Below are 21,726 nucleotides of genomic sequence, written 5' to 3' on the forward strand. Positions count from 1 at the left end.
CCGGTGATGGCCCCCGCGGCGGCGGGGGTCATCACCGGGTCACCGGCCGCCGAGTCCCGGCAGGGTCAGCGTGGTCACCGCCGTCGTCACCCAGCTCACCAGGTCACCGAGCGGGATGGTGGACAGCTTCTCCGGCCATTCCTCCGCCACCGTGTGCAGGACGAGGTGACCGTCGTGCGCCTCGACCGCGGTGAGCCGGATCCCTTGCGGGAGCTCGGGAAGCGGCAGGACGATCGGCTTGAGGCGGGACGGCGGGCCGAACCGGCGGCGTCCGATGTGGACGGCCATCGGCCGGAGGACGACCGCGTCGTCCTCCACAGTGGACTCAAGGGCGAGATGTCCCCAGCGAGGCCGCTTTTCCCAGCGGACGTGGAAATGCCCGTCGTCGCCGGGGGTCACGATGATGCCCGGCCGGACTTCGGCGACCCGTGCCTGGAGGACTTCCGGTGCCACCCGGATCGCCATCTTCACCTGCTCGGGGATGGCGGCCGGGGACGGAAGTGAGCGGAGCCGGACGTTTGACGCCAGTACGGTGATGCGTTCGAGCGGCGTCTCCGGCCAGTCGACGTCCTCGACGACGATGCGGACGTCGCCGACCTTGCCGGTCGCCGCCAGGCTGAGGCTGTCGGCCTGGTAGTCGAGCCCCGTCAGGGTGAGCCCGACGTCGTGCCCGTCCACCTTCGCCGTCAGCCGGCGCCCGACCAGCTGTTCGGTGACGGTCTTCAGGATCGCGGCCGGGGTCACGGGCACGCTGGGCAGCAGCGCCCGCCCGGCGGCGGCCAGGCCGAACAGCTCGGGAAGCGGGTTCAGGTCGAACCATCTGCCGTCGCTCATCCGTCCAGTGTCGCCGAACGGGACGCCGATCGCCGCCGCAGGGGGTCAGCGGGCCGCGATACGGGCGATCACACCCGCCAGGATCACCCAGAACGCCGCGGCCAGACCGTAGTCGAGGATGACCGCGAGATTCGGGTCACTCACCGGGAAGAGCCCCGGCCAGAACAACGCCAGCGGTTTGGCCAGCGCCTGGATGAAGATGAAGAATCCGTTGCCCGCGTTGGCTCCCGCGAGCACCATCACCATGTACAGCAACTCGATGAATGCGAACAGCGCGCCGATGCCGGTGATGACCCGCACGGCCGTGTTGCTCCTGCTGGTGGTTCGCCATCTGGACATACCGGAAAAGTTCCCGGGATCCGGTCCGGCAAACGCTTCAGCGGCCAAGTTGCGCCGATCGGCCGTACCTCGCCCACTGCTTGGAGGCAGCCGGTGACAGAGCGGCGCCTTGTCGATATCGATTATCATTCCCACTATGACGCTGGGGGACTGGAACGATCGCTGGGAGCGCCTCATGGCGAAGTACCAGCCAGGACGGGAGCGGGCGATCGAGCGGATGATCGACCTGGTCGTGTCGCGCTGTGACGGTGCGGCGCCGCGGGTGCTGGACGTGGGTGGCGGCACGGGCACGCTCGGTTCCCGGCTGCTCGATCGCCTTCCCGGGGCGGAGGTCACCTTGGTCGATCTGGACCCCGTGATGCTGACGATCGCCCGCGCGTCCCTGCCGCCCTCGGTGGCGGTGGTCCGGGCCGATTTGCGTGACGCGGAGTGGATCACGCGGCTGCCGGATGGCGGCTACGACGCCGTCCTGGCGGTTATGGCGCTGCACTACCTGCCGCCCGGACGGCTGACCGAGCTGTACGCCGAACTCGCCGGGCTCGTGCGCGCGGGCGGATTCGTGGCCAACGTGGACGACATGCCGGACGAGGCCGCGGAGGTGTCCGCGAGTGACGACGGCGAGACTCCCTGGAGTGCTTGGTGGGAGCGGGCCGCGGCGGATCCGGTGCTCGGCCCCGCGATGGCGGAACGGGCGCGGTTGTTCGGCGACGCGCCGTCGGCCGAATGGCATCCGCCTGCCGCGTGGCATGTCCGTGTGCTGGGGGCCGGCCCGGCCGAGGAGCCCGCTGTGGTTTGGCGGGACGGTGTCCAAGCGGCGGTGGTGGCTTTCAGGCCTCGCTGAGCGGTGCGCCCCGCCATTGCCACCCGGCCCGCGACGGACGGCCCGGTAACCCCGCCCGGTCCGTCGCCCACAGCAACGCCGTCCAGGGATCGACGCCGGTGACGTCCACCTCCGGGAACATCCGCGCGAGAACCCGCGAACAGACGTCACGCGGCGGATCGAGGGTGACGCCGAGGCCGCGGGCCATGTCCTCGCCGTGGACCAAGACCTCGACACAACCCATTCCGGCGAATCCTTCGAGGTCGGCGCGGCCACTCGGGTGATACGCGCGGACGTCCGGGGACACCGTGCGGAGGGTGGCGCTCAGGATGCCGCCGCCCACCGAGACGAACTCCAGCATCTCCGGCGGGGTCGCGGCGCGGTCGGCGACGGCTTCGAAACAGACGAACCGCGGTGTCGGCGGCCTCGCTATCAGCAATCCGGCGTAGGAGATGAGGCAGTCGCCGAGATGTTCGGCGGTGCGCCAGGCGTTCAGCTCGCCCGTGCCGGGTGTCGCGTGCCAGTCACGGCCCGACGCCTCGCGCAGGCGGTCCGTCACGCTCGTGATCGCCGCGTCGAGGTCGTCGGGGGTGACTGTCATCGTGGCCTCAACTCAAGGGCGTCGGGAACGTGACCGGACCACGGCGGCCGTTCTTCCCGACCGCGCGCACACCGAAGAACACGTTGTCCTTCGACAGATCCACTTTAGCCTCGGTCCGGTCGCCGACCTCGATCGCGTGCGTCCAGTCGTCCGCCGTCGTCTCCCGCCACACGACCTCGTAGCCGGCGAGATCCGGATCCGTCCCGCGCCGCCACACCAGATCCGTGTCGTTCGTCAGCTGGTTTGTCCGGATCCGGACGTCCTCGGGGGTGCCGGGCGCGGTCGCCAGTGACCAGACCGTGGCGGCGTTGACCCGCGCGACCCTGGCGATGAACGGGAAGTCGCAGAACTCGGGCAGATCACCGAACTGCTTGCCGTTCTCCACCCGGACGTCCTGATGCTGGTGCGCGTAGTCCTCGTGCGGTTCGGTGAACCGCGCCGCCGGATAGCCCTGTTCGAGGAACGGGATGTGGTCGCCACCCCGGAGGTAGCGGTCGCGCCGGTGAATCACCCGGACGGCCATCCCGGTCGCGTCGTTCTCCGCGACCGACCGCACGAACCGGGCCAGCTGGCGGGACGGTGAATCGTTCTCGCCGCCGACCGTGCGCCGGATGTCGGCCTGCGCCGGGGTTTCCGACGTCGGCACCCCTTCGGCGAACAACCTGATCGTGCGCGGATTCCTCGTCCCGTCGTCCGCCCGGCTCGCCAGCGTCAGAGACAGGACTTTCCGGGGCGGATGTTGACGACGTCGTCAAGGGGGACGACCTGGTAGGACTCGCGTAAGTGGATGACGACCGAGCCGCCGGATACTCCGGCCAATCCTCCGCAGTATCGCGCATTCGTCGACTCGACGGTGACGACAGGCTCCGTAAGGTTCCGGACCGGCGCGAACCAGGCCAGCCCGATCGCCGCTGCGGCCAGGAACAGTCCGAACAGGGAGGTTCGACGGGCGATTATGATCTTTCGACCCACCTCGGTCGTTTCCTTGCGGGTCCAAGCCTCCAGATCCTCGCCGGCGAGCAGGCACGTGTCGCCGGGTACTCCCGACGCCGCCCGGACCGCCGACAGCGTGGCGACTACGAACATGAGGAGAGCCAGAGCGAACAGGACTGCCACCAGCTGAACGAAAGGAGCGGAGAGGCTGGTTAGATTGTCGCGTCCCTTGATCACCAGGACGGCGCCGAATAGCCCGGTCAGACCGGCCAGGCCGGTCCGCCAGGATTCTGCTTGCTTGCGCACTGCCTCCAGCTGGTGAAACCGAACTTCCTGAGCGCGGCGCGCCCACAGCAATCGCTCTGCGCTCATGAGGTTTTCACCCGCCAGTAGGCCCCGCAGCCCTGGAATGGCTCGTCGGCCGGACGGTCACCGTGGCCATGGCCGCAGTCGCAGCACGCTGTCCGGACGTCGACAGGTTCAGCAATCGGTGCCTTTTTGCGCCGAAAAGCCTTATACCCGTTTCCTGTGCCGTAGTACCAGTTTGTCGTTGTCCGCCCGCCGCAGCCGGGGCAAATTCCGGTGACGTTGATTCCTAGCCCGTCGGCTAAGGAGTTGATACTGAATCCGGATTGCAGCTCGTAGTCCTTGACCTGATAGGAGATCGCTCGGTGGTGCTCGATCGGAGTGGTATCAGTCAACGGAGTCCTCCGTGCAGAGTTCGTATCCGAACAGTAGTGAGTAGCGACGCAGGCGATCGCGGACCATTCCTTCGGACTCATCGATTTCGCGGGCGCTCGCAGCGATGTGCTCGTCGGTGATCGTCCCGGAGATCGCGGGTTCCTGGCCGTCGAGATGCTCCGTGAGAATCAGAAGATCCTGCCAGGAAACGATATCTGTGAAACACGTAGTGGGGTCGTAGGTCCACGACACCCCGATCGACTCAAACGCCGCAAAACGCATGTGCGCCTCGGTCAGTGTCCAGCCCAGTCGCCCTGCGGTCTGCACGAGCCTTAGTGGCGTCACAGTGTCGACATAAGAGATTCTCCCAATGTCGTCCACCGAGGACAGCATCGCGAGGTCATAGCGGTCCGCGGGTCTTCCAGGCAGTGACTTTCGGGCGGCGGCATCGATCTTGGGAAGAGGAGCGCCGAGGGGGCGGTAGGGTTCCAGTCGTTCGAGTAGGGCCGAGACCGGCTGTCGTCCACTTGCCGCTGCGTGAACTATGGCGCCGGGTTGCAGCGACCAGTTCGCCTCGAAGTTACCTTCCCTGTCAAGGTAGGTCCAATGGCTGGCACCTAGTAGTGCGATGCATTCCTCGCGTCGAGGTGCCAGGCCCGCTGCGTCAAAGGCAGCCTGCGGCAGGGCTGTCAGATCGGCCGTGTCAGGATAGAGGGTCTTGAAATATTCGATGGATCTCGCGATGTCGTAGTCGAGAAACCAAGCTAGCTGAAGGATCTCCGGCACTGTGACCGGCCGTCGCAGGTCGACGATATCGAGCAGGCGCCGACGATGTCGCAATCTTCCCTCGTAGTCGTGGAATTCGCGAGCTCCGACGCCGCGGATCAGCCCGAGTACGGCAAGCCAATCCGGCGATAACACGCGGCGGTACGCATACCAGTCGAATTCATGCAGCTCGTCGTTGATAATAGTAAGCTCGTCTTCAGTCAGTGATTCGGGTGCCGAGCCGGCGGTGGGTAGGCGAATCATTCCAATGTCGGCGAGACGTTGCAAGCCCGTGAAGACCTCCTGTGCGCTTTCCCCGGTCTTGCTGGCGATCTGAAGGAGATGTAGCCAAGAGAGCTCGAAACCGAGCGTCTCGGCGAACCTCAGCGCTTCTTGCTCAAATGGGGTTAGGTTTTGCGGGTAAGATTGTCTGCCGCCGACCTGGTAGCCGAGTGCGGTGAAGCGATCGAGCAGCTTGAGCACGTACTCCACCGGCTGTCCGAGTTTCGAGCTCGCCCGGAGGACGTGAGCAGGAGGAATGGTGGATTTCACCCAGGGAGACCAGACGAAAAAGTCCTCGGTGAACAACTCCACCTCGCCGCGCGTGAAGACGTGGTCGCCCAACTCGCTGAGGCGGTCGGGCAGGAGGTAGGTTCGATCAGACGGGATAAAGGCGGCTATTCGCCGAATCACCTCTCCAAGCGGGACGCGAAGGTCGGCTGACGCCTTCGCCAGACTGCAACACAAAGCAGGTCCGCCCTCTTCCGCCGGCACGAGAGCAGCGACGGCATCGAGCAGCGCCTCCTCCTCCGTGGATTCTGGCAGGACCTCATCCTTGTTCATGAACCGGTATTCGATCGAAGGGATGTTGCGCGCGGCGGAGAGATCGATCCCGGTGATCGCATAGCGACGGAGTCGCTTGATTCGCTGAGCGGGTGATTCGTCTCTGTCTGCCGCGGCATCGAGGATCTCGGCAAGCGATGGGCGTCCGAACTGACCCGTGTTCCGGTAGTAGCGGCCGGACGAGTAGATCGTTCCGAGCACGTTGGAATCCATAGGGCTCACAACAGGGAAGCCGACGATCGTAGCCGGTTCGGCCACGTGCTCCGAGCCGGCGAAGGCAGGGCCGCCTTTCCAGGCGCCCACTCGCCAGGCGGATATCCACCAGTTCCTCGTCGCACCACTCCACGGGATCATCTCACCGGTGAACAGTTCACGGTCGATCGGCAGACAACCGACTTGACTCAAGGGCGCGCTGGTGCGCCCCCAGGCACCTTGTATGGACACGTCATGTTCTTGGGTGAGCAGGTAGGTGAAGATGTCCTCGGCGATCGCCGGCGTCTTGTCGGACACGTCCCACAGCCAAGGCAGGGTTAATCCGGCCCACTGCCTCAGGGCTGGCAGCGAGTCGAGAATCTGCTGTCGGATCCACTCCTTGTCCCATTTCCGCAGTCGGTTTCGGTCAACGGTGAACTGCGGCCGGCGTGGCCCGCGGAGGTTGACGATGAGGCCGTGGCCTTCTTCGTTCGTCCGGACACCGTCCGCGGCGAAACCGCCCTCTCCCGGGACCCACCACAGGTCATCGCCGTGTTTGAGCGGTTCCACGATGGCATCAGGGAACCGCAGCAACTCGGGTTCCCAGGTCTCGCGTGATCCATTGGCCTCGGCCACATCGACCGTGTACTCGGCGATCCAGAGCAAGCGGCGCAGGGTACGCAGCACGGACAGTGAGTCTTCGCCGGTCAAGTACAGTCGAATCCGAGTCCCACCGGCCGGCATTTCGTTAGATTGGGTAATCTGGAACAGGCTGCCACTGCTGGCGATGCGCACACTGAACGCCTGAGAACCGACGACGTCGTCTTCGTTGACCGGGCGGGTCGTGATGTGGATTTCCTCGGCGATCATGAAATAGCTGAATACTCCCACGCCGAACTGGCTGTTGGGGATAAGTCGCAGCGGAGGGTCGAGTTCCTGCCACCGCATCTGTTCCGAGCGGAATCCCGACCGGTATACGAACCGTTCGCCGGCATTGGCGAACGTGCTCATCATCGTGTCCTTGCTCATCCCCACTCCATTGTCGATACACTCGATGAACTCACGCCCCTCGGCATCGGTCCCCTGTTGAAACGAGATTCGTCCCGACCAGTCCACGATGGAACGTTCCCGTCTCGTCAGATAACGTCGGCGGACATCGCGGTACCGACACGCGTCCAGCGCGTTCTGGTACAGCTCGCGGATCGCCAAGTCAGGTTCGCCGTAGAGTTGGCGTCCCATCAGCAGTTCGCGCACCTTGTCGTCGGAGAGTCGAAAGCGGAGCAGTGGGGTGTCGAACACCGGCAGGCCGTCTTGGTTCTCCGGCCGAAGCCCCATGCAATTCGCTCCGGAGGGGAGCCGACTGATCAACTCCGCGGCAGGATCGAAGGCCGGGACGGTCTTGAGTACTACATCGGCGCGATGTGCGAGGTCGGTGAACGCCGCGTGCAAGGCGGGATGATCAGAGACCGCGTGCAGTTCGAGATCCGTGCCGTTGTGCTCCCAGCGTGCGTTGACGGTTGCCGCGTGCAGTGCGGACAGCTGGACCTCGGCGCCGATACCCAGGTGGTCCACGACGACGGTCGACACGCGTCGGGGATCGGCAGCCATCACGCCGCCCAGCCACAATGCGGCAGCCAGCGCGCGCATGCGTTGGTCGAACAGCCGCTGCCGCACCAGGTCCACCAGGCGCTGATCGTCCGACGAGGCGTCCACGCACTCGATAAGAGTGTGGATTGTCGAGCAGAGCTCATTCTCGGTCAAGGAGACGGTTCCCCACCCGGCCGCTGCCCGGGCCAACTGCCCGCACAGTTGCTCAACACTCGGCTCGGCCCACAATGCAGGCCGGGCTGCGAGCCATTGGTGCACCAGCCACATTCCCAACGCGTCTCTGGGTTCGGTCCGTTTGCGGCGGGCCAGCCCCTCCGCACGGCGGCACACGTGCTCGTAGATGGCGTGGGTGGTCTCGAGATCGCTTCTGGCGCCGTCGTGGAAGGTACGGGTGAAGTCAGTGGGCGCGATGGTCGCGGCGATCCGGATGCCGGCACTGAGCGCAGCCTCGCGGAGGAACGGCGCCGAGATTAGCGCCGCCAGCTCGATCGCGGTCAACAGAGCCTCCTGCGGGAGGCATTCGTCGACGGCGGCCAGTACTCGGACCGGATAGTCCTGAGCCGTCCAGGGATCGACGATCTGTGCGCGGGTGGTGAGGAACTCCTGCGCCTCCAGCCATTGTTTGGCACATTGGTCGACGACACGAAGAACCGCCTCCCTGGCTTGTCGAGCACTGGATGCTTCTTGAGCACAGCGCTCCCATAGCGGCGTGTTCTCGATGGCCCGCCGCCAAGCCTCGCCTACCTGATCACCCGCGCAGATGACGGAATCCCCGGGCTTCGTGGTGCCATCGGAACGGTGCGCGATCGCCAGTTCCGGTGTCTGTTCCATCCCTTCGGTCCTAGCCGCTTTACGCGTCATCCGACGCATGACCTCTGCGTGTACCTCGGTGAGGGTGCGGGCGGAATTGCGCCGGTCCAGCACCTCCGCGAGCGCTTGGGTGAAATAGCTGCCGTCATCGCCGTGCTGACTGCGTTCCCCGGGTTTGCAGCTGTTGAACAGCACGAAAGCGCCGTCCGATGGGTACGGCAGCTCTCCGCCACCGGGCAATCGAGCCAGTGAACCGGATCGATCGTCCCGGCAAGCGTCCACGACGAAGATGATCAGGCCTGCCCTGCACTCGCCGAGGCGGCCGGGGATCAGCGAGACCAGGCTTTCCGGATCGGGCCCTTCGAGGTTGGCGTAGGCATCTTGAGGAACTAGGTAGCCCTTGCCGTCGATCGTGACACCGTGTCCCGAGAAGTACAGCAGCAAGGTGCCGCCAGGAGAGATGTCCTGTAACGCTCTCATCGTTGCCGAACGGATTCGGTTACCGGTGGGTTCTCGGCCCAATTTGTCACCGACTCCGCAATGCTGCACCTCGTAGTTGGACTGGGCCAAAACGTCCGCCATGCGCCTGATGTCGGCAGCCACGACTTCATGCAGCGCTTCGAAAAGATCGTGATCACAGGAAGGTACACCGATCAGCAACGCGAGCCGATCCGTCAAGGCTGTCTCCCCTGGCTTAAGTCGTCTATACGAACATGCGTACGTCGGAGGCAGCGAATGGGTCGTTACAGTGCGCGACGCCTTCGCAGGTCTGGGATGCGGGGCTGGCAATACGGAGACGACCGCGGGAGGCAGCTCGGATCGGCACCGGCGACTCATCACACACCGATGTCACCCGCCCTGAGATCACTCGACACCGTTAGCCCGTGCTTCGAGGTCAACGGAGTAGGTTGTCGCTCCAGACCACCGTGTTGTTACGCATACGAACGCGGCGTATGGGCGACACTCTCATTGTGAGTGTCGCCCGCTGGCGGCAATCTCAGAGTTCTGCCAGCAGCAGCGGATAGCAGCCTTAGAGGAGCTCTGCCTAATGGCCGCGGGCGGCAAGTCACGGCTGGGGCGGGAAGAAGAAACCGGCCGGCGACGAAGTGATGGTGAAAGCTGACCGTCGACGGGAAGGATCCACATGGCAGAGGCGGCAGCCCGGTTGCCGCGGGACCCGGAGCTGTTACTGAAGTGCACGATCGCTACTTCGCGGCTATCTATCGGTATGTGGTCGGACGGCTGGACGCGCAGGCCGCGGTGACGTGCGGGTCTGGCTGTTAGGCATCGCCACGAACCTAGTGGCCAGGCACCGCCGCAGGGAGGCCCGCCACTATCGGGCGCTGGCACGGGTGAGCGCCGCATCTGTGGTCGAGGGCACGAGAGCAGAGTGGTCGCGTCGGTGGCCGCCCGGCGGCTGCAACCTCAGCTCGCCAACGCGTTGTCGCGGCGGTCGGCCGGAAACGGGACGTGCTGCTGCTCGTGGCGCTTGGCCAGCTCGGGTACGAGGAAGTGGCCGCGGTGCTCGGTATCTCCTCCGGCACGGTCGGCTCCCGGCTCAACCGTGCACGCAAGAAGCTCAACTTCATTCTCACCCGGAGGCACTCGATGAATGATCTGCAGACGCTCGCCGCGCTGATCCCGGACTGCCGTCCCAGGATGTGATCGACCGCAGCCGGCATCGGCTCCAGAACCAGATACGCGCCGGCCGGGCCCCGCGGCGGCGGACCGGGTGGATGATCACAGGCGCCGGACTCGCGACAGCGGCCGCCGCCGTGGCGATCGCGGTCCTGCTGGCCGCACCGGTCGACGGTCCGCCGGTGCCAACGGCCATGGGCAGGAGGTCCTGCTCGCGACTGCCACCGCCGCGGAGCGTCCTCCTGAGGGGCCGGCGCCCATTGGCACATGTAGGTGACCGAGGCAGACGGCTCCGCTGCTTCGAGTGGGTATGAGTACTGGGTCAAGCCGGACGGTCAGTCGTGGATGCGGGGAGCGGAGACGGGAGGCAAAGGTCACGCCGGCGAAGGCGCTTTCGACCACCCCGTTCTCACTGGTCGCCGTCGATCTGACCCTCTTGCAGCTGTGTGCTCTGCCGGCGGGCCCGGGCGCGTTGAAGGCCTGGATCGCCGAGGCGCTCAAGCGCAGCGACGCCAGGACGAGCGTGGTGAGCTCATCCCGAGAGACCGGGAATAAGCTGGCTTCCAGTCGTTGATCTCACTGGTGTCCACCCGGCCACGCCGGAGGTCCGGGCCACGGACCTGCGCGTGATAGCCGACTATCCAGGTGTCAAAACCTCGGCGTGGTGCCGGGCGGGCAAGGCTTGAGGCTGCCGACGGGCGAACGGCTCGTTGTCGATCCGGCGAGCGGAAGCGTGAACCGGACGTCGTTCTTCGTCACTATGGACGGGCGGTGTACAAGGTGTCCAACCCCGCAGGGGTCAGGATCGACGCAGAGTGGACCGACACCCTGCCGGCATAGCGGCGGTGGCCGGGAGCGGGTCTCGCGCCCGGCCACTTCCGGGCCCGCACTCTCACCTCCGAATAAGGGGGCCGTTCGGCTTCTCTTCTCCTACAGCGGACTTTTGTCTCGATACCTGGCTTACCGGCTGCATGTTCTTCGCTGAAGTGCACCTGAGGTTCACCCGATCCGGCGAGTCCGTTACGGCCCGGCGGCAGGGTCGTCGAGCTCGAGCGGCGGCATCGCCCCTGTGCCCGGGGCCCAGGTGTCGCGAAACCCCGGCTGGACCGCGAGATCGACGAGCTCGATCCTGGCCCCGATGCTGTCGAGCCGGTGGTAGGTGAAGGAACGGCCGTAGGGGCAGGAGTCGAACTCGATCGGCGCGCCCCGCTCCGCCAGGCGCTGTTTGTCGGTCGCGACGTCCTTCGACCAGTAGCCGATGTGGTCGAAACGGGACCCGTCGGTGGCATCCCACGGGCTGCCGGCGGGTCCTTGGATCACCTCGAAGAACGGCGGCCCTCCGGTCGAGAAGACGATCTCGTAGTCCCAGTCCCCGAGAGTGCCCGCGCGGACCGGGCTCCAGGTCACGCCGAGAGTGCGTGTGAGGTCCTCGGTCGCCTGCCCGATGTCTCGAACGACGAAGCACAGGTGGTAGAAGGCGTTCATCCCGCGTCGGCCTCGCCGGCCGGGAGCAGCTCCCGCAGCATGGCCAGCAGCTCCCGCCGGTCCCCGGCGCCGAGTTTCCCCCGGATCCGCGCCATGTGGTGCTCCACGGTCTTCCCCGAGATGAACAGCTTGCTCCCGGCCTGTTTGTAGGTCAGCCCGTCGACGACCAGCCGGGCGACCTCCAGTTCCCGTTCGCTCAGCGCGCTCAGCCCGGTGGCCGCGGTGGGTTCCGGTGCCCGCCCTTGGAACTGGCGGGCCGCTTCGAGCAGCTGGACCATCGCCTTGCGATCCGAGGTCCGGATCGCCGCTTGCCCGGCGAGCCGCGAGGCATCCCAGCAAAGCCCAAGTTCGTGCAGTTCCGAGGCGGACGCGGTGATCTCTTCGGGGTCGAAGGAGCCGGTCAAGACGGCGAGCCAGCCGGTCGCGGCGGCGGCGAGTGCGGCCGGATAACGACCGCAGGAGGCGAAGTCGTCGAGCGCGGCCAGATGTTCGCCCGCCAACGCGTGATCTTCGACGGTGATGGCGGCGTGCAGTTCGTGCCAGCGGAGCGTGGCTGTCCACAGTGGAGGATTGCCGAGCGCGTCGAGCACGGAGTGCGCCCGCTCCAGCCGGCCCGCCAGTTTGGCGCTCGCGCCGCCCCGTGCGGCCGCGATCGCGAGTTCTCCCAAGGGCAGCAACGAATACAGGTCCGGTTGCTGCCGCATCGACGCCTGGTACGCCCGGTCCCAGGAGCGTTGCAGGCCGGGCAGATCGCTCGACCGCCGCGCCAGGCCCAGCTGAAGGGTGGCGGCGAAGAGTTCATCGCGCGCTTCGAGGCCGTCCGGTGGCATCAAGGCCTCGGCGGCCGTCTTGAGGTCGCCCGCGGTCATCGCGACCCAGCCGAGCAGCAGCCGATGCCGTTTCGCGAGCAGGTCGCCGCCGATCCGGCCGTCCACCGCCCGTCTCAGCACCGACTCGGCCAGTGCGAGCTCGCCGGAATGCAGGCCCACCAGCGCCGCGAGGGCCGCCGGGCTGTCCGGGAGCGGAGCGGGCGCGCCCGCCGATTCCAGCATCGAGGCCGCGCCCAGCAGGGCCGACAGGGTCTCCGCGCCGCAGCCGGACACCGAATCGGTGATCGCCCGCGCCATCCGGGACGCGGCACCGGCGAACAGGGTCGGGACTTCGGGAGTCTCCAGCACGCCTCGGGCGGCTTCGAGTTTTCCGGTGCCCAGCAACGCGATCGCGGCGAACGCTTTCGAGCCCGCCCGGCCGGACCATTGATACAGCTCCGCGCTGTGCGCCAGTTCGCCGCGATGTGCCAGCACGGTCGCCGCCACTTCGGCGCCCGCGGCCCGGGCGTCCGTGTCCGACGTGCTGCCGAGCATGCCGTCGCCGAGCCGGAGCGCGGTGTCGAGGTCCCCGGCCAGTGCGGCGGCGTGCGCCCAGCCGACGGTGAGCGCCGCGCCGCGCCCACCGGCCTCGGACGCGGCTTCGTAGAACCGCGCCGCGAGTTTCGTGTCGTCGGACATCGCCTCACGGGCGGCCGCCTCGAAGGCCGCCGCCGCGCTCGCGCCCGAACTTCCCGTGCCCAGCAGGGAACGGGCGAGTTCCAGCACCGGAAGCCCGTCCCGCAGCTGGAGCTCCACCAGCCGTTGCAACACCGTCAGCCGCCGCCCCGGCGAACCCCAGGTACGGATGGCTTCGGCGGCGATCGGCAGCAACGCGTCGTCCTCGCCGAGCAGCCCGGTCGCCCTGGCGCTGTCGAAGATCTCGGGCAGCCCTTCGCGATCGCGGTTCAGCAGCGCGGCCAGCAGATCGAGATTCCGGCCCGCGCCCGCCTCCGCCGCGATCAGGTAGCGGTGCACGTCTTCGTCCAGTTGCTCCAGCTCACCGCGGAAGTCCGCGAGACTGCCGGTCACCGCGCGGACCACGAATCCCGGCACACCGCCGGTCCTGGCGTGGACGTCTTCCGCCGTGGCCGCGTCACCGCCGGCGTGCTCGACGAGCCGCCGGACGTCGTCGACGCCGAACGCGCCCAAGGTCACCGACCGGCCGAAGGAGTCGGCGAGTACGCGCAGGGTCGTCGTCCGCGCCGCCGGCCGGAACGCCAGCACCACGGGCGCGGTGGTTTCTTCGGCCTGTGCCTTGATCTTCGCGATCTCGTCGTCGTCGAGCTGGTCGGCGTCGTCGACCAGCAGCGCTTCGACCCCCGCCGCCGCGTAGTGACGTCCGAGCCGGTCGAGCAGATGGGTCTTGCCGTGCCCACCGGGGGCGACGACGGTGACCCGCACCGGGAGTTCCGGGGCGGTGGTCACCTCGTCGAGCAGGCTCCGGGCACCCGGATGGATGATGCCGGGCTTGTCGAGCAGTGCGTTCAACAGCGACCTTCGGGGGTGGACGGCGTGGCGCCGGGGGTGGCCGGCGCGCACGAGCTCGAAGTGGTGGGAGTGGCTTCGGGACCCTTGTCCGCGGTGGCTTCTCGGGTGGTCAGGGTGAGCAGCAGGGTGGTCGCGGCCAGCACCACGACCGCGGCTCCGGCGACGAGGGGCTTGCGCCGGCTGAGCAGTTTCGCCGCCCCGGTGCGTTCTGGCAAGGGGAAGGGGGTGATGTCGACCGGCGGCCGTTCGGGCCGCTCGGTGAGCTCTTCCGGCACGTCGACCCGGGGGAGCAGGGTGGTCTCAACGGTCGCGACGGCGGCCGGGCCCGCCCCGCCGGGTTGAGGAAGGTCACGTCGCGCGGCGATGTTCGCCGCCCCGGTCGCCACCGTCAGCACCGGGTCGCTCGACGCGAAGAGGGGACACGGCGTCCGGCCGGGGACCGGCGGGGCCTCGCCGCAGAGCACGATGCCCGCCAGGGATTGTGGCGGGATTCCGGCGCCGTGCGCGAGCTCGAAGACCTTGCCGACGGCTTCACCCGGCTCGACGCCTTCCACCGTTTTGACCGGCTGCCAGCCGTTGACCCCGGCGGCGGCGAGCGTGACCACCGCGCCGTCCGGGCCGAATTCGCAGACCCCGGCGGTGACGTCGCCGTGCGGGGCCAGGTACGCGTGCAGGGCGGCGATCGGCGCCGCGACCAGCGCGGCACGGGGGAATCCGGCTTCGGCCAGTGCCCGGCGAAGCAGGTCCCGGCGGAACGATCCCCAGCCGACCGGATGGGTGAGCACGATGTGGCGAGGTTTCTCGCCGAAGCGTTCGGCCGCCTGATCCACCGCGGCGTCCACGAGGACCGCGCTGAGGGATTCGGGCGGGAACCGCTCACCGCCGACGATCACGGGCACGTCGTCGCCGACCCGTTCGTGGAATCCGGTGAGCAGGCGGGCGGGCGCGGACCGGCCCGCCTCGACCGCGGCGTCGCCGGTGAGCAGGTAGCCGTCGTCGTCGAGGAACACCGCGGACGCCGCCGCCGGGCCGCGCGCGCCGAGCCACGACGGCTCGGGCGCACCCCAGCCGTCGCCGGAGTCCACGCAGGTGGCGGCGGTGGTGCGGGTCGAGGCGATATCGATGCCGAGGACGTAGGGCAACGAGCATCCTCCTTCGCTTGACCAGCCCCTAAGGACCAAATAGGGCCACTCACCTGAACGGCTTGACCCATCCGGGTGAGGGTTGGCATTAAACCCAACCGAGTGCGTCTCGGTTAAGCCCCTAACGCCCTAACGATGTCATACCGATCCCCTATTGGCTGAGTGAGCGACGACCAGGAGTGATCCCCGATGTGCTTGGAGGCACCGGCTCACTAGCTTCGGTGACCTGCGCTCAGCCGTGCCCTCCGGCCGCTGTGCCTTCCCCACCGACTAGACCTCCAGGAGAGTCCTTTCATGGGTTCCGTCCAGACCCTGCACGACTTCACGCTGAACCTGCTGAACGACACCGCGGCCCGCGCGGCGTTCGCCAACGACCCGCAGCAGGTGCTGGCCGACGCCGGCCTCGGTGACATCAACGCCGCCGACGTGCACGAGGTCGTCCCGCTGGTGCTCGACTTCGTCCCGGTCGGCACCGTCACCGACCTCACCGGGAACACCGCGGCCACCGCCGACAACCTGGCGGGCTTCGGCGGCGTCGCGAACGCCACCGACGGCGAGTGCGCCGACGGTGTCCAGGGCGCGATCGACCAGCTCACCGCGCTGACCGCCGGCCTCCCGGTCGCCGTCCCCGGTGCCGACGCCCTCCCGGCCCTGCCCGAGACCGGTCTCCCGGGTGTCCCGGCCGTGCCGGGCCTGCCGGAGCTGGGTCTCCCGGCCGTGCCCGCCGTCGGCGACCTGCCGGTCGACGTCCCGGGTCTGCCCGCCGTCCCGGCCGTCTCCGACGTGACCGACGTGTCGAACGCCGCCGCCGGCGTGACCGCCCTCGCGCAGAACACCGTCGGCAGCTTCGGCCTGACCGACGACCTTTCGCGTGGCCTCGACGCCGCGCCCGTCGGCCAGGCCGGCGACCTCGCCAACGCCGCCGTCGACACCGCGACCGGCCTGGCCCCCGAGGTCCCGGCCGTGGACGCCGTCCAGGTTCCGGCCGTCGACTCGGTCCCGGCCGTGGGCGACCTCGCCGGTGACCTGCCGCGCACCGACGGTGTCGCGGGCGACGCCCCGGACTTCCTGTCCGAGGTGGGCGACCTGACCAGCACCATCGGTCACGTCGACGTCGCCGACGTCACCACCAAGGTGCACGACATCGCGAACAACTACGGTGACGTCGCCAACAACCACGGCGACGTGACCGGCGCGGTCTCGGGCAACGTGGCCAACGAGGTCGCCAACGTCGCGAACCACGCGGGCGTCTCCGAGGTCCACGACACCGTTTCCGACGTCACCGGCACCATCGGCACCATCGGTGACGTCACCATCGGCACCGGCGACATCGCGTCGAACAACGACATCCACATCGGCTGATACGAACAACTTTCAGCTTTGTGCCAGGGCCCCGCGACCGCTCCAGGTCGCGGGGCCCGCACGGCATGGTTGGCCCATGCCACATTGATTCCGCGCTTGGTTAAGGGAACACTGCATCCCCGTGACAGCCCCCGCCTGGCTCGACGTGCTCAACGAGACCTTGGACGCCTGTGCCGCCCACGGCCGTGCCGACCTGGCCGAACGCCTCCGGCGCAGACGAGACGAGCGAGCACCGGGCACCCGGATCGCAGTGGTCGGTTTTCCCAAGCAGGGCAAGGGTTACCTGCTCAACGCGCTGCTGAACGCGCCGGTCTGCGCGGTCGGGGACGCGAGCACGCCCGCCGTTCCCACGGAGATCGGCTACGCCGCCGATCCCGCCGCCACCCTGGTCGGGCACGCCAGGGAGAGCGTGCCGGTCGGCGACCTGGCCAAGGAACTCGAGGTCCGGCCGCCCGGTTCCCTGCGCCGCGTCGAAGTCGGCCTGCCGCGCGAACTGCTCGGCACGGGGCTGGTGCTGGTGGACACCCCGGCGATCGGGGATCCCCGGTCCCCTCGGACGGCGGCCGCCCTCGACGTCCTCGCCGACGCGCACGCGGTGATCCTCGTCTCCGACGCGACACAGGAACTCCAGCCCGCGGAACTCGCGCTGGCGAGGCATATCCGCACCTGGTGCCCGGCGCTGGTGCTGGCGCTGACCAAGATCGACGTGAGCCCGGACTGGCGGGAACTCGCCGCCCGCGATCGCGCGGCGCTGTCGGAGACCGGTGTCGTCGCCGACGTCTTCCCGGTGTCCGCGACGGTGCGCCAGGCCGCCGCGAAGGCCGGTGACGCCGTCCTCAATGGACAGTCCGGTTATCCGGAACTGCTGAACTGGGTGGGAGAACAGGCCGCGCGCCCGATCGAGCGCACCCGCGCGCTCGCCGCCGCGGTGAGCGTGCGCGCGGCGGCGGTCGAGCTGGTCGAGACACTCCAGACGCGGCTCGACGCGGTCTCGCGGGACACCGGGGTCGACCAGGTCACGCTGCTGCACCAGGCACAACGGCGCGCCGAGGAACTGCGTCGGCAGAACGTCCGGTGGCAGAACATGTTGTCGGACGAGATCACCGACCTGATCGCCGACGCCGAGTACGACCTGCGCGAGCGGACGCGGATGATCGTGCGGCACATCGACCGCACCTTCGACGAGGGCGACCCCGTGCAGATCTGGCCGGATTTCCAGACCTGGCTGGAAGAAAATCTCGCCGAGGCCGTCGAGACGAACTACAACTGGGTGTCCGACCGGTCGGAGTGGATCGCGCAAGCCGTCGCCTCGACCTTCGGACCGCACTACGGCCACGCGCCCGACCTGCCGCTCACCGGATCCGGCGTGGACTCCATCCCCGAGGTCGGCACGCCCAAGATCGAGCGGTTCAAGATCGGGCAGAAACTCTTCACCGGATTGCGCGGTTCCTACGGTGGTGTGCTGATGTTCGGCCTGGTCACCAGTCTCGCCGGCTTGCCGCTGATCAACCCGGTGTCGCTCGGCGCCGGTGTCGCGTTCGCGACCAAGAGCGTGCGCGACGAGGGCGGGACGCGGTTGCAGCGGCGTCAGGCGCTGGCGAAGGCCGCCGCGCAGCGCCACGTCGACGACGTGTTCATCCGGTTCAGCAAGGAGATCAAGGACGAGGTCCGTCAGGTGCAGCGCCGCCTGCGCGACCATTTCGCCGCGGTCTCCGACCAGCTGTCGGAAGAGCTGACGCGGCAACGGGAACTGATCATCGCCGGCTCCGCCGAACGGGACCGGCGCACCCAGCGGGTCAAGAAGGAGATCGACCGGCTGGCCGCCCTGCACCGGAAGGCGGGGGCGCTCGGCACGGGCGCCGCGCCGCGCCGGGAGCTTTCGGCGTGACCTCCGACGTACGGGAACTCCTGAACGAGGCCGCGGCACACTACCGGGATCGCCCGCACGCGGTGTCGATGCTGCGGGAATGCCTGGAGCGGCTGGAAGAACCACTGCGCGTCGGCTTCACCGGCACACCGGGAACCGGAAAGTCCACTTTGGTCTCGGCGCTCGCGGAATGGCCGACGCGGGCCCTGCGCGAGATCGAGCTGTTCGACACCCCGGCACCCGCCGAACACGTCGACGCGACGGTGCGCCTGGTGCGCTATCTCGAACCCGACGAGCTCGCGGGCACCCGGCAGGTCGGCGGTTCGGCGTTCGCCCGGCAGACGGCGGTGAACTCCGTGCTGGTGCTCGCCCACGCGGACGAGGTCGGCGCGGGCCGGATCGACGCCTTGCTCACCGCGAAACAGCTGGCGCGGCGGGCCTGGCGCGAGAATCCGGACTGCGCGGGATTCCAAGGGGTCATCGCGGTCGCCGGGCAGCTCGGTTACGCGGGGCGAGCGCTGCGAGACGACGAATTCGAGGTGCTGCGCGCACTGGCGTCGGTGTCCCGGCCGGAGCTGGAGCGGCACCTCCTGTCCGTCGATTCCTTTGTGGACGATCCGTTTCCGGTGGGTGTCCCGCCGGAATCGAGGAAGCATCTGGTGTCGCGGTTCGGGCTCTACGGCGTGCGGCTGGCGATCACCCTGATCCGGACCGGGTGCGAGAGCAGGATGAAACTCTCGGCCGAACTCGTGCACCGCAGCGGTCTCGGCGATCTGAGGGATACGCTCGCGGCGTCCTTCGTCGCGCGTGCCGAGGCGCTGAAGGCGCGCACGGCGGTGGTGCGGCTGGAAGGCCTCCTCGCCGCGGAACCCCTTCCGCACGGTGACCGGCTCGCCGCGCGCGTGGAGCGTTTCGCCGCGGCGGCGCACGACTTCCGGGAGCTGCGGCTCATCGCCGGTATCCGTGGCGGCCGCACGGCGTTGTCCGGAGAGATCGCCGAGGAGGCCGTCCGGTTGCTCGGCGCGCAGGGACTGGCGCCCACCGAGCGGCTCGGCCTCGCGCCCGACGCCGATCCGGCCGAGATCCACGCAAGCGCCGAAAGCGCGCTCGTCCGGTGGCGGCACGAGGCGGAACGGGCCGACGCCGCGCACGCGGAACGCGCGGCCGCCCGGGTGATCGTGCGTTCGGTCGAAGGACTGCTCAGCCTGTTCGTGGCTTGACGCCTGCCGGGCACCGGGTCACCATAGACCTCTCTATGGTGGCTCTGACCAGGCGAAAGGGGTCCGGCATGCTCGACGACGCGCGTCCGGATGTGCGGCTTCTCGGTGAACTTTTCGCGCGGTGGGCGAAGACGATCCCCGAGCGGGAAGCCCTCTCGTTCCAGGGGCGGAGGCTCACCTGGGCCCAGCTCGACGAGCGGGCGAGGCGGGTCACCGGCGCGCTCGCGGCCGCCGGGGTCGGCAGGGGTGACAGGGTCGCCTTCGTCGACAAGAACACGCCGGCCTGCCTGGAGGTGACCTTCGGCGCGTCCTCGCTCGGGGCGGCGAACGCGGTCGTCAACTGGCGCCTCGCCCCGGAGGAACTGGCGTACGTCCTCGGCGACAGCGGCGCGCGGATCGTTTTCGCCGGCCCGGAGTCGGTTGCCGCCGTTGAGGCACTGCGCGATCGGCTGCCGTCGGTCGAGCATGTGCTCGTTGTCGGGGGAGAAGACGACCAGTACGAGGATTTCCTCGCCGGCGCGACCTCCGCCGGAGTGTCACCGGAGGTCGACGAACACGACGGCGCGCTGATCATCTACACCAGCGGTACCACCGGCTTCCCCAAGGGCGCCGTGCTCACGCACCGGAACCTGCTGGCGCACAGCCAGAACGCCGGAGCGCAGTTCCCGATGGGCGACGGCGACCGCAACCTGGTCGCGATGCCGCTGTTCCACGTCGGCGGGAGTTGTTACGCGATCATCGGTTTCCACTACGGGCAGCCGACGACGATGACCCGCGAACCCGACGGCAAGTCGCTGCTGGGCGCGCTGGCCGAAGGGGTCACGCACGCGTTCCTGGTGCCCGCCGTGGTCGCCGGGATCATGCAGGCCGGGGAGCAGGCCGTCGCCGCGTTCTCGCGGTTGAAGTACCTCGGTTACGGCGCTTCGCCGATGCCGCTCCCGTTGCTGCGGAAGTCGCTCGCGGCCTGGCCGGACACCAGGTTCGTGCAGGTCTACGGCATGACCGAACTGTCGGGGGTGGTGACGGCGCTCGATCCGGAAGCACATCGCGACGCCGCCCGGCCGGAGCGGCTGGCGTCGGCGGGCACGGTGCTGCCGGGCGTGGAGATGCGCGTCGTCGATCCGGCGACCCTCGAAGACGCCGAACCGGGGACGCCGGGCGAGCTGTGGTTCCGCACCGATCAGGCGATGGCGGGCTACCTGGGCAAACCCGAGGCGACCGCCGAAACGATCGTCGACGGCTGGGTACGCAGCGGCGACGTCGGCAGGGTCGACGACGGTGGTTTCGTCTTCATCGAGGACCGCGTCAAGGACATGATCATCACCGGCGGCGAGAACGTCTACTCGCCCGAGGTGGAACGGGTCATCGCCGAACATCCCGCGGTCGGCGAGGTCGCCGTGATCGGCATCCCCGACGAGCGCTGGGGAGAACAGATCAAGGCGGTCGTCGCGCCCGCGCCCGGGCAGGAGGTCGACGCCGCCGAACTCGTCGAGTACTGCCGGGAACGCCTGGCGCACTACAAATGCCCGCGCACGGTCGAGATCGTGGAGGCGTTGCCGCGCAACGCGACCGGCAAGATCCTCAAACGCACCCTGCGGCGCCCGTATTGGGAGGGGCGGGAGCGCGCCGTCTGATGCCGTCGATCGTCAGCCGCGAGCAGTACTTCGACGCGGCGCTGGACCTGCTCGCCGAGTCCGGGTTCGCCGGGCTCAACGTCGGCACGCTCGGCAAACGCCTCGGCGTCACCAGCGGATCCTTCTACCATCATTTCGGCGGCTGGCCTGGTTTCGTCGGCGCGTTGCTCGAGTTCTGGGCGCAGCGGCAGGTCCGGATCCTGCGGGAGCTGGACTTCGGTTCCGGCGGCCCCGAGGCGGATTTCGCCGCGCTGATGAGCTTGACGCGCGGCCTCCGGCACCGCGCGGAGGCCGCCATCCGTGCCTGGGCGGCGAACGACGAAACCGTTCGCGTGGCGCAGAAACGCGTCGACGACGCCCGGGTCAAGACGGTCGGGCGGGTGGTCGCCGAGCTGATCCCCGACCGGCGCCGCGCCGAGGTCGTGACCTCGCTCGGGCTGGCGATGCTGGTCGGGTACCAGCAGGTGGCCTCGGCGGGCGGTTTCACCGACCTCGGCGACATCCTGGACGAATACACCCGGCTGGTGCTCGGGGGCTGAAGGGGACTTTCCCCGCGTGCGACGTGGTGAAAGCGACCTTCACCGCGTGAGACGAG

The 21,726-nt window shown here is 68.3% G+C and carries 17 protein-coding genes; 7 read left to right on the forward strand and 10 right to left on the reverse strand.

Going from position 1 to position 21,726, the window contains the following annotated elements; translation table 11 throughout:
* Positions 1 to 39: 39 nt before the first annotated feature.
* Together ACOCEP_RS19040 and ACOCEP_RS19045 are read right to left on the reverse strand one after the other, a co-directional pair.
* Positions 40 to 834, reverse strand: coding sequence for an LmeA family phospholipid-binding protein (locus ACOCEP_RS19040; RefSeq protein ID WP_482338908.1), 795 nt, complete (start codon positions 832 to 834; stop codon positions 40 to 42).
* 45 nt (positions 835 to 879) lie between these two features.
* Positions 880 to 1,134, reverse strand: coding sequence for a hypothetical protein (locus ACOCEP_RS19045; protein WP_482339761.1), 255 nt, complete (start codon positions 1,132 to 1,134; stop codon positions 880 to 882).
* 175 nt (positions 1,135 to 1,309) lie between these two features.
* Between ACOCEP_RS19045 and ACOCEP_RS19050 the strand changes: the two genes are divergently transcribed.
* Positions 1,310 to 2,014 (forward strand): class I SAM-dependent methyltransferase, encoded by a 705-nt coding sequence (locus ACOCEP_RS19050; protein ID WP_482338910.1) that lies wholly within the window; start codon positions 1,310 to 1,312, stop codon positions 2,012 to 2,014.
* On the opposite strand, the gene ACOCEP_RS19055 is transcribed toward ACOCEP_RS19050, so the two are convergent.
* From ACOCEP_RS19055 to ACOCEP_RS19075, 5 genes are all read right to left on the reverse strand, one after another.
* On the reverse strand, positions 2,001 to 2,594 hold the full coding sequence (locus ACOCEP_RS19055) for a maleylpyruvate isomerase mycothiol-dependent enzyme family protein (protein WP_482338912.1): 594 nt from the start codon (positions 2,592 to 2,594) through the stop codon (positions 2,001 to 2,003). The two genes, ACOCEP_RS19050 and ACOCEP_RS19055, sit on opposite strands and share 14 nt — an antisense overlap.
* A gap of 7 nt (positions 2,595 to 2,601) precedes the next feature.
* Positions 2,602 to 3,240: a zinc-binding metallopeptidase family protein gene (locus ACOCEP_RS19060; protein WP_482338914.1), complete on the reverse strand. Its 639-nt coding sequence runs from the start codon at positions 3,238 to 3,240 to the stop codon at positions 2,602 to 2,604.
* Between the two features lie 65 nt (positions 3,241 to 3,305).
* The gene (locus tag ACOCEP_RS19065; protein WP_482338915.1) at positions 3,306 to 3,899 is read right to left on the reverse strand and encodes a hypothetical protein; all 594 of its coding nucleotides are present in this window, start codon (positions 3,897 to 3,899) and stop codon (positions 3,306 to 3,308) included.
* On the reverse strand, positions 3,896 to 4,228 hold the full coding sequence (locus ACOCEP_RS19070; protein ID WP_482338917.1) for a hypothetical protein: 333 nt from the start codon (positions 4,226 to 4,228) through the stop codon (positions 3,896 to 3,898). Before ACOCEP_RS19070 ends, ACOCEP_RS19065 begins: the two co-directional genes overlap by 4 nt.
* On the reverse strand, positions 4,221 to 9,104 hold the full coding sequence (locus ACOCEP_RS19075) for a wHTH domain-containing protein (RefSeq protein WP_482338919.1): 4,884 nt from the start codon (positions 9,102 to 9,104) through the stop codon (positions 4,221 to 4,223). The genes ACOCEP_RS19070 and ACOCEP_RS19075 overlap by 8 nt, the downstream gene beginning before the upstream one ends.
* A gap of 792 nt (positions 9,105 to 9,896) precedes the next feature.
* Here ACOCEP_RS19075 and ACOCEP_RS19080 point away from each other — a divergent pair.
* Entirely contained in the window at positions 9,897 to 10,091 is a 195-nt protein-coding gene (locus ACOCEP_RS19080) for an RNA polymerase sigma factor (RefSeq protein ID WP_482338921.1), read from the forward strand.
* A 993-nt stretch (positions 10,092 to 11,084) separates the two neighbouring features.
* On the opposite strand, the gene ACOCEP_RS19085 is transcribed toward ACOCEP_RS19080, so the two are convergent.
* Genes ACOCEP_RS19085 through ACOCEP_RS19095 form a run of 3 tightly spaced genes read right to left on the reverse strand, consistent with a single transcriptional unit; the run spans position 11,085 to position 15,048 of the window.
* A complete protein-coding gene (locus tag ACOCEP_RS19085) occupies positions 11,085 to 11,549 on the reverse strand; it encodes a VOC family protein (protein ID WP_482338922.1) in 465 nt (154 codons plus the stop codon).
* Positions 11,546 to 13,906 (reverse strand): helix-turn-helix transcriptional regulator, encoded by a 2,361-nt coding sequence (locus ACOCEP_RS19090; RefSeq protein ID WP_482338924.1) that lies wholly within the window; start codon positions 13,904 to 13,906, stop codon positions 11,546 to 11,548. The genes ACOCEP_RS19085 and ACOCEP_RS19090 overlap by 4 nt, the downstream gene beginning before the upstream one ends.
* Positions 13,903 to 15,048 carry a molecular chaperone DnaK gene (locus ACOCEP_RS19095; protein ID WP_482338926.1) on the reverse strand — a complete coding sequence of 382 codons (1,146 nt, stop codon included), beginning with the start codon at positions 15,046 to 15,048 and terminating at the stop codon, positions 13,903 to 13,905. The genes ACOCEP_RS19090 and ACOCEP_RS19095 overlap by 4 nt, the downstream gene beginning before the upstream one ends.
* Before the next feature lie 294 nt (positions 15,049 to 15,342).
* Here ACOCEP_RS19095 and ACOCEP_RS19100 point away from each other — a divergent pair, with 294 nt between their 5' ends.
* The 5 genes from ACOCEP_RS19100 to ACOCEP_RS19120 all read left to right on the forward strand — a co-directional run bounded on the left by ACOCEP_RS19100 (position 15,343) and on the right by ACOCEP_RS19120 (position 21,670).
* Complete coding sequence (locus ACOCEP_RS19100) at positions 15,343 to 16,410, forward strand: IniB N-terminal domain-containing protein (RefSeq protein ID WP_482338928.1); 1,068 nt, start codon at positions 15,343 to 15,345, stop codon at positions 16,408 to 16,410.
* A 121-nt stretch (positions 16,411 to 16,531) separates the two neighbouring features.
* Positions 16,532 to 18,298: a dynamin family protein gene (locus ACOCEP_RS19105; protein WP_482338930.1), complete on the forward strand. Its 1,767-nt coding sequence runs from the start codon at positions 16,532 to 16,534 to the stop codon at positions 18,296 to 18,298.
* Positions 18,295 to 19,497, forward strand: a complete 1,203-nt coding sequence (locus ACOCEP_RS19110) for a GTPase (RefSeq protein WP_482338932.1) — start codon at positions 18,295 to 18,297, stop codon at positions 19,495 to 19,497. The genes ACOCEP_RS19105 and ACOCEP_RS19110 overlap by 4 nt, the downstream gene beginning before the upstream one ends.
* 68 nt (positions 19,498 to 19,565) lie before the next feature.
* The gene (locus ACOCEP_RS19115; RefSeq protein WP_482338933.1) at positions 19,566 to 21,131 is read left to right on the forward strand and encodes a long-chain-fatty-acid--CoA ligase; all 1,566 of its coding nucleotides are present in this window, start codon (positions 19,566 to 19,568) and stop codon (positions 21,129 to 21,131) included.
* Positions 21,131 to 21,670, forward strand: coding sequence for a TetR/AcrR family transcriptional regulator (locus tag ACOCEP_RS19120; RefSeq protein ID WP_482338935.1), 540 nt, complete (start codon positions 21,131 to 21,133; stop codon positions 21,668 to 21,670). Before ACOCEP_RS19115 ends, ACOCEP_RS19120 begins: the two co-directional genes overlap by 1 nt.
* Positions 21,671 to 21,726 lie beyond the last annotated feature (56 nt).

Source organism: Amycolatopsis sp. CA-211722, from assembly GCF_056828465.1.